Source organism: Microcystis sp. LE19-84.1B, from assembly GCF_027531875.1.
In the GTDB taxonomy this organism is placed as follows: domain Bacteria; phylum Cyanobacteriota; class Cyanobacteriia; order Cyanobacteriales; family Microcystaceae; genus Microcystis; species Microcystis panniformis.
This window is the reverse complement of record NZ_JAPZSR010000099.1, coordinates 1-5,792: the sequence shown is the minus strand read 5'-3', so window position 1 is coordinate 5,792 and position 5,792 is coordinate 1. Positions and strand designations below refer to the sequence as shown.

General features: G+C 45.1%; 6 protein-coding genes. 5 read left to right on the top strand and 1 reads right to left on the bottom strand.

What is annotated here, in order from left to right; genetic code table 11:
* Positions 1-134: 134 nt before the first annotated feature.
* Together O9324_RS05905 and O9324_RS05900 are read left to right on the top strand one after the other, a co-directional pair.
* Positions 135-1,004, top strand: coding sequence for a bile acid:sodium symporter family protein (locus O9324_RS05905; RefSeq protein WP_288139709.1), 870 nt, complete (start codon positions 135-137; stop codon positions 1,002-1,004).
* A 207-nt stretch (positions 1,005-1,211) separates the two neighbouring features.
* Positions 1,212-3,071, top strand: coding sequence for an iron uptake porin (locus tag O9324_RS05900; RefSeq protein WP_288139708.1), 1,860 nt, complete (start codon positions 1,212-1,214; stop codon positions 3,069-3,071).
* Positions 3,072-3,118: 47 nt separating this feature from the next.
* Here the strand turns inward: O9324_RS05900 and O9324_RS05895 are convergent, their stop codons facing one another.
* On the bottom strand, positions 3,119-3,535 hold the full coding sequence (locus O9324_RS05895) for a CoA-binding protein (RefSeq protein ID WP_002771573.1): 417 nt from the start codon (positions 3,533-3,535) through the stop codon (positions 3,119-3,121).
* 41 nt (positions 3,536-3,576) lie between these two features.
* Between O9324_RS05895 and O9324_RS05890 the strand changes: the two genes are divergently transcribed.
* The 3 genes from O9324_RS05890 (at position 3,577) to O9324_RS05880 (ending at position 5,476) form a co-directional block, all read left to right on the top strand.
* Entirely contained in the window at positions 3,577-3,780 is a 204-nt protein-coding gene (locus O9324_RS05890) for a hypothetical protein (protein WP_287698096.1), read from the top strand.
* Positions 3,767-4,441, top strand: coding sequence for a TIGR04283 family arsenosugar biosynthesis glycosyltransferase (locus tag O9324_RS05885; RefSeq protein ID WP_287627800.1), 675 nt, complete (start codon positions 3,767-3,769; stop codon positions 4,439-4,441). The genes O9324_RS05890 and O9324_RS05885 overlap by 14 nt, the downstream gene beginning before the upstream one ends.
* 366 nt (positions 4,442-4,807) lie before the next feature.
* Positions 4,808-5,476: a choice-of-anchor K domain-containing protein gene (locus O9324_RS05880; protein WP_502846570.1), complete on the top strand. Its 669-nt coding sequence runs from the start codon at positions 4,808-4,810 to the stop codon at positions 5,474-5,476.
* Positions 5,477-5,792 lie beyond the last annotated feature (316 nt).

The window sequence follows — 5,792 nt, the reverse complement described above, 5'->3', positions numbered from 1 at the left end:
CAAGCTTTTCTGGTCGGAACCCCCTAAGCCGAGTTTTCAAGGTGCTGCGCCGTCCACTTGGTTTTCGAGACTGGCCTTTTAATTCTAACGTAAAGCCAACCTAGAACGGCGGGGTTTCAGACCCAAAATTTCCGATGAACTCCCTTATATCTCTCGAAGTCAAGCCAATATTGCTAATCCTTGTTAAAATCACGATTTTTTCGCTGATGTTAGCCATCGGGATCGCTCTCTCTTTCGATAAAATGCTCTCCCTCTGGCGCAAACCCGCTTTACTCTTCCGTGCGCTTCTAGCCGTTGTCGTCCTAGTGCCTTTGCTGGTTTTCCTGCTGTTAAAACTATTTAACTTACCCCCAGAAGTGATGGCTGGATTGGCATTTTTGGCAGCTTCCCCTGGTGCGCCTCTAACTACCAAGCGATCGCAAATGGCGGGAGCCAGATTCCGTTACTCAGCCAGTCTCCAACTCACCCTGGCTTTACTTGCGGTTGTGATTACGCCCCTTACCTTGGCTATTTTTACCACCCTCTTTGAGAGGCTTTCAGAGAATGTAACCGTTTTAGAGGTAGCCCAGCAAGTCGCCATGGTGCAGTTCTTGCCTGTCAGTATCGGGCTTCTGATGCAAAAGTTCGCCGCTAAATTGGCCGAAAAGATCGCCAAACCCTTAACTTTTATGGCTAATGGTTTGTTTTTGCTCTTAGCTATCTTAGTCGGTCTTTTGGGATTTCCTGTATTGTTGAAAGTTTGGGGATTGCCACTGGTTGCAATTCTGATTATGGTAATCGCCTCTCTAGGGATAGGACACGCTCTAGGCGGTCCCGATGATGATCAGCGATCGATTCTCGCGATTTCCTCTATTGCTCGCAATGTCGGTTTAGCCTTTTTTATCGCTATTTTGAATGACGTACAGCAGCAGGTGATTCCTACGCTGCTGGCTTATTTAATTTTGGGAGCCGTTCTGGGCGTTCTTTACTCAATCGGTCGTAAGCGCAAATTGGAGAAACTTTGATATCCTCGCCGCTGTGTCAACTCTTAGTTTTTGTTTAAGTGCCGTCAGGGGCGACAGAGTGGCCACTTTGTCAACTGGTCAAGGCAAAAAAATGAGATCGCATCTTTCCCTAAGTAATTAAGTTGTGTATAATGGCAGAAGAATAGCAAGGCTATATGCGGCATCAAACTGTGTAGTCAACCTATAAGGTGTGAGGAAAAAACCATTATGTTAAGAATGTTCTGGAAATCATTGCTGGTTAGCCCAGCAATTTTAGGGGCTACCCTGGTAGCTTCCGCTAATGCTAGTAGCTTCGATCCCGTCAAATCTACCAGTGTTTCTACCGAATTTAACAATCTAGAAATCGCTCAAGTTCAGAACACCGGTGCAGGAACTGGCGAACTACTCAATCAGATCGAACAGTACGGTAACGAAGGTCAAGTTACCCCCGTACAGGGCAACACCATCGATCAAGTCACCAGCGTCAACCAACTGCGCGATGTTTCCCCCACCGCTTGGGCCTATGAAGCCCTAAGAAGCCTTGTGGAGCGCTATGGTTGTATTGTTGGTTATCCCGATCGCACCTTCCGCGGCGACCGAGCTTTAACCCGTTGGGAATTTGCGGCTGGTTTAAACGCTTGCTTAAACGTGATGGAACGTTTAATTCAAGATGGTGTCAACGTCCTCAAGGAAGACTTAGATGCCCTCAAGCGCTTGATGGATGAGTTCCAAGCCGAATTAGCAGCTTTAGGAGCTAGAGTTGATAACTTAGAAAGCCGGGTGTCTTTCCTAGAAAATAACCAATTCTCCACCACCACCAAATTAGCTGGGGAAGTTATCTTCGCTGTCACCGATACGGTTGGTGCCGGTAGCCCCGCCTCCCAGGCCGCCATGCAATACCGCGCTCGTTTAGTTTTAAACACGAGCTTCACCGGTCAGGACGTGTTGAAAACCCGTTTAGCGGCGGGTAGTGCCACTCCCTTCGGATTTGATTACAAATCGACCACCACACTACAAAATGGTGATCCCGCTTCCGTCAGATTCGATAACCTGCAAAGCCCTTCCCTATTCCAAACTTGGACTGCCGCCGGTAACGGTAGCGATGTGGTTCTCGACTGGTTGGCCTACTATACCCCGATTGACTTAGGTTATTTTGGTCGCTTCAATACCTACGTCGCCGCTTGGGGTGGTATTTGGAATGACTTCGTTCCCACCACTAATCCCTTCTTTGAAGACTTCGACGGTGGTAATGGTGCGCTATCCACCTTCGCGTCCGAAAACCCCATCTACCGTATCGGTGGTGGTTCTGGGGCCGGTGTTAGCCTACAGTTAGGCTTCCTCCAAAGCATTGTCGGTCCGACCTCCCTATCCTTGGGTTACTTAGCCGGTGGTGGTGGCTCCAGTTCTGCGGCCAATCCTAACCCGGGTAATGGTCTCTTCAACGGAGATTACGCCGCTTTAGCACAGATTAACGCTAACCTCTTTAACTTCTTGAACGTTGGCTTCACCTACGTTAACGCCTACCAAGGTGCCGATACCGCCATCTTCGGTAACGGTGGTTCCTTCGGTGTAACGGGTACTTCCGCCGCTAACCTTTCCCAAACTCAGTTAAACACCCTGCTCAACGTCAACGGCAACGATCCTGATAGCGTCACCCTACAGGATGAAGTCGGTTTCTTCAACTTTGGCGCGAAAGTATCCAATAGCTACGGTTTAACCGGTGCAGTGAATCTTGGTTTCGCCAGCTTGAGTGCCTTCGGTTCCTACTCCACCGTGCGCTTACTCGGTCTCGGTGATGCGGAAGTGTGGACCTACGGTGCTGGTATTGCCTTCCCCGACTTAGGTAAAGAAGGAAATATCTTAGGTCTGTTTGCTGGTGCGCAGCCCTACATCGGTCACTTAAGCTTCCGGGAAATGGGTCTAAAAGTATCTAACATCGTTCCCTACCACGTTGAATTGTTCTACAAGTACCAAGTCACCGACAATATTTCTATCACCCCCGGTGTCATCTGGATTTCTGCACCTGAACAGTTCAAAGGCACTGGTAACGAGTGGATTGGCACCCTCCGCGGCACCTTTACCTTCTAGGATTTCCTAAATTAAACCCAAAACCCCACCCATGGTGGGGTTTTGTTTTAGGCAAATAGACGCTGATATTCTATCTGGATACAAGCGTCCATAATCACATTTAAACCCGCCTCGATCGCTTTTTTTTCCGCAACTGGGTGATAAATTTTCAATTGTGTCCAAAGGGTAGCAGCCCGAATAGCAATAGCTGACTCGACAATTTCGGGTAGATAATCAGGATGACGAAAAACGTTAACAATATCCACGGGTTCGGGGATAGCCTCTAGAGAAGGATAGCAACTTTGACCATCAATTTGCTTGACCATCGGATTGACAGGATAGACTCGATAACCCACCGCTTGCAGGAATTTGGCTACCTGATAGCTGGCGCGACTCGATTTCTCAGAATGCCCGACCACTGCGATAATTTTACTATTGCTGAAAATGGTTTTGAGCGCACCATCGTCTCCTTTAATATTTGGCATTGTCCCACCTATCTTAGAACAGAGTTTCGTTTCTCATAAAGATGAAGTGTAACCTAATTTGGTATCGACTTTTGACTCCAGCTTTAGCCACTCTGAATAACTGGCAGCGATGTTTAACTTTTTTACCAGAAAAACAGTTATTACAAATCGAAATCAATCCCTCGGTATCTGTGGGAAAATTTACCCGATGGTTGCCCCTAAATTCTCTGACTTTAGTTACCTTAAAACCTGATGAATTATCTTAGTATTATCATTCCGACTCTCAATGAGGAGTTAAGAATTGCAGCAACGTTAAAACAGATAGGTGAAGGAGTAGAAATTATTGTTGTCGATGGGGGAAGTACAGATAAAACCAGAGAAATAGCCGAACAATTGGGAGCAAAAGTAATTATTTCTTCTAGTAAATGTCGTGCATTTCAGATGAATTTAGGAGCGAAAATAGCGAAAGGAGATATTTTATTATTTCTGCACGGAGATACTTTACTTCCTCAAAATTATCAAGAACAAATTATCAATACTTTATCCCAATCTGGGATAGTAGCGGGGGCTTTTGAATTAAAAATTGATGGAGAAGAAAAATCCCTGCGTTTAGTGGAAAAATTAGTTAATTGGCGTTCTCGCTGGTTTTCTCTTCCCTACGGAGATCAAGGAATATTTTTAAAAGCCTCAATCTTGGCCGATTTGGGCGGTTTTCCTGAGTTGCCAATTATGGAAGATTTTGAATTAATACAAAGATTGAAAAAAAGTGGTAAAATCGCCATAGTTTCTACTGCGGTGATTACCTCGGCAAGACGTTGGCAAAAATTAGGAGTTGGTAAAACCACCTTAGTTAATCAATTAATAATTATTGGTTATTATCTAAAAATTCCCCCGCGTTTGTTGAAAAATTTTTATCGTTTATGGTAATAAAGGCTTGCTTAAAAAGTATTTGAGGTCATTGTGCAATGTAGGGGCGCAACGTGGTCAGTGAGTTTATCGAACTGCTTGCGCCCATAATGTGACATTGTGAACATTTTTCAGCCAATATCCAAGAGAGGCAAAGACAATTATACAATCGAAGAAACCCTACCAAAGAAGAGGTTTCCATGGCGCAAACATTAACAAAAATCATCAAAAATGCGGGGGGGTAAGCATTACTTATTTGTAGCAGGCAGTACCAGTCTTTTGAAAAATACAATCATATAATCGAGGAAACCATACCAAAGAAGAGGTTTCCATGGCGCAACCATTAACAAAAGTAATCAAAAAGGTGGGGGGGGTAAGCATTGCTTATTGTTAGCGGGGGCAACTCTAGCCATCCTAACCCCTTTCCAAGCCGCCCAAGCAATTGTAGGGACAGGGACAGTGACAGGCTATTTTGACAACGCCATCACGCTCCCCGACTCAGTATACACGGGCAACGGAACCGACACCATCGAATGGGGAACACCATTCGGTGATTCTTTTACCAATCAATTGTCCTTTATTCCTTCTGACTTTACCGATCAGCCCAAGGGTCAAGACTTTGTTGCAGGGCGCTTGTATTACCGTAATGGCACTATTTTTGGGGGTACTGGGATTAATGGGGTTGATCTGATAATCAATACTACTTCCTCCGACCCAGATTTCACTCAAACATTGCCATTAAAAATCACGATTGTGAACACCCCAAATGTTGCCGATCCTATCGCTAGTGCAGATTTCATTTATTTTACGGATTTCCCCGATCGCAGTAGTTTCAGGGTACTAGAAGGAGAAGAGACCTATGTAGAAGTTATAACTCAGTTTAATTCCCTCGATCTTGTTGGTTTTGGAGACGTGGGTGATCCTTCCAAAGGATTTTTATCACCCAGTACCGGTCCAAATCCATTTCCAGCGGTTCCAGAGCCTTCCTCGATTCTGGGGTTATTGGCATTGGGTTTACTGGGGATGGGTTCAGTATTTAACAAGCAGCGAAAATAAGCCTTTTAAGGCGTAAGAATTTAACCGTATTTGAGGGTAGGCTAAAAATGGGGTTGAAGGACTTTCTTTTTTCTTTAGGACGCTATAAACGAGTATAGCGTCTTCGGGATTAGTGCCATTTCTCATCAAACCCGGCTCTTCTCGACTTTGTATGATAATTTTTGCTTATAGAATCGTGAAATATTTACTGGGAAAGACTTTTAGGACTATTTTGCTGAAGAAACTATCAGTATAGACCCCGTTTCCACACAGAAACCAGAAGAGCCCAAACCCTACTCCTGCCTATTTTTCAAGCTTTTTCTCCTGTACTTAGGGT